At 70.5% G+C, this 2,199-nt stretch carries 2 protein-coding genes and 1 pseudogene; all 3 read right to left on the bottom strand.

The features are described 5' to 3' along the window. Positions 1-176 precede the first annotated feature (176 nt). Entirely contained in the window at positions 177-1,442 is a 1,266-nt protein-coding gene (locus ACFV2J_RS42505; RefSeq protein ID WP_385092469.1) for an Ig-like domain-containing protein, read from the bottom strand. A 155-nt stretch (positions 1,443-1,597) separates the two neighbouring features. After that, entirely contained in the window at positions 1,598-1,996 is a 399-nt protein-coding gene (locus ACFV2J_RS42500) for a cytochrome c oxidase subunit 4 (protein WP_351626278.1), read from the bottom strand. After that, a pseudogene (locus tag ACFV2J_RS42495) lies at positions 1,993-2,199 on the bottom strand (cytochrome ubiquinol oxidase subunit I); the annotation flags it as partial. The gene ACFV2J_RS42500 and the pseudogene ACFV2J_RS42495, both read right to left, overlap by 4 nt.

Below are 2,199 nucleotides of genomic sequence, written 5' to 3'. Positions count from 1 at the left end.
CTACAGGGCGGCGCCTCCTCCGGGCGGCGCCTCCTTCGGGCGGTGCCTGCGGGGTGGTGCGGACGGCCGGGGCGGGGGGGCGGGGGCCGTCGCACGTTGGGGGCGGGGCGGCCCCCCCGGCCCGCCCCGCCCGAGTCCCGCCCCCTCGGCGGGGGGCGCGGGAGAGCGGCGTTCTCTCACACGGACTCGGGACGCAGGCGCGCCTTCTCCGCCACCGGCGGGCCGTCGGGGGTACCGCCCACCAGGGCACTGCCGCTGCGCCAGTTCGCCCAGGAGACGTTCCAGTCGCCGAATCCGTTGTCGAACGCGGCCATCTGGGCTCCGTTGGAGTTGACGACCTTCACGATGTCGCCTACGCGCACGTGGTTGAAGAACCACGCCGCGTTGCTGGTGCTCATGCCGGTGCAGCCGTGGCTGACGTTGGCGTATCCCTGGGAGCCCACCGACCAGGGCGCCGCGTGCACGTACTCGCCGCTCCAGGTGACCCGGGTCGCGTAGTACACGGGCAGGTCGTAGGAGTCGGCGGAACCCTCGGCGATGCCGACGGTGGTACCGCGCATCCGTACGACGTACTCCTTGCTGAGCACCACCTTGACGCCGTTGCGCGTCTCGAAGCCCGGCTTGCCCGTGGTGATGGGGATCTTGTTGATCACCGCGCCGTTCTTGTACACCGTCATGACGTGTGTGCCGGCGTCCGTGAGGGCGACGAGCTGGTCGCCGGTGGTGAGCGTCAGGGGCTTCGCGTCGCCGCCCCAGAGCCCTTCGCGGACCTTGACGCCCTTGAGGTTGCTGTGCGCCCGGATCGTGGCGTGGGCGGGCCAGTACTCCTTGGGGCGGTAGTGCAGGGTCTTGTCGTCCACCCAGTGCCAGGCGCCTTCCGCGGCGGGCGTCGAGTCCACCCGCAGGGCCCGCTCGACGATCGTGCGGGCGGCCTTGTCCTTGACGGGGGCACTGAGTTGGGCGGTGACGGGCTGTCCGACGCCGTACTCGCCCGCGTCGGGCCCGAAGGTGACGCCGAGGGTCTTCTTCGCCTTGGGCGTGGTGGTGTCGAAGCCGATGGACTTGCGGCCCTGGGCGCCGTCCTCGTCCTCCGTGCTCACCTGCACCGTGTAGTGGGTGCCCGCGGCCAGGGCCGAGGTGCTGTGCCAGCGGGTGCCGTCGGCGGCGAGCTCACCCGCCACGTACCGGCCCGTCGCGTCCGTCGCCGTCACATCGGTGATGCGCTCGTCGTCGTCGTTGACGGTGATCTCGAGCGGCTTGTCCGGGTCCACCTTGCTGCTGTCGCCTTCGACCGGACCGTTGAAGGAGATCAGGCCCGCCGCGTCGTACGGCTTGGCCGCCAGCGGATGACTGTCTGAGCCGCAGGCGGTCGTGGCCGCGCCGAAGGCAACCACCAGCGTGGCGCAGCTGACGACCGTGCGGATTCGCGGTGAGTGGTTCATGAGCTCACGCTATGAACGGCCGGCCGTGACGGCACGGCGGGTGAGCCGACCGGGGGACATCCCGCCGCGACACGCACGGAACCCGGACCCTCCTGACGGAGAGTCCGGGTTCCGTGGTGTAAAGGTGTCCCGCGCGTGGCGCGGGCCGCCGTGTCCTACTGGGTCCGGTTGGGACCGTGGTAGAACTCGAAGACCCAGCCCCACAGACCGATCAGGAGCAGCGGGGCCGAGAAGTACAGCAGCCACCAGCCGAAGATGACGCCCATGAACCCGAGCGCGCCACCGATACCGAGCGCGAGCGGCTGCCAGCTGTGCGGGGCGAAGAACCCCACCTCACCGGCCTCGTCCGCGACGTCGGCCTCCTTGTTGTCCTGCGCCAGCTGGTCGACCCGCCGGGCCGTGAAGGCCAGGTAGTAGCCGATCATGACGCTCAGGCCGAAGCCCAGGAAGAGCGCCGTGGTGCCGGCCGGCTCCTTCGACCACAGGCCGTAGACGATGGCCATGATCAGGATGAAGAGGGCCAGCCAGAGGAACATCTTGCCTTGGACCTTCACTTGCCGGCCTCCTTGCCGCCAGCCAGGGCCGCCGAACCGTGACCGGCGTTCTCGAGCTGGTCGAGAGCGGCGATCTCCGGGTGGTGCAGGTCGAACGCCGGGGATTCACTGCGGATCCGCGGCAGGGTGAGGAAGTTGTGGCGCGGCGGCGGGCAGGAGGTGGCCCACTCCAGCGAACGGCCGTAACCCCACGGGTCGTCGAC

This window comes from Streptomyces sp. NPDC059668 (genome assembly GCF_042734135.1).
GTDB lineage: Bacteria > Actinomycetota > Actinomycetes > Streptomycetales > Streptomycetaceae > Streptomyces.
This window is presented reverse-complemented; position numbering and strand designations above follow the sequence as displayed.

What these genes read in the sequence shown, in the direction of transcription:
- ACFV2J_RS42505 (WP_385092469.1), bottom strand. Translation starts at nt 1,442, where the DNA reads ATGAACCACTCACCGCGAATCCGCACGGTCGTCAGCTGCGCCACGCTG.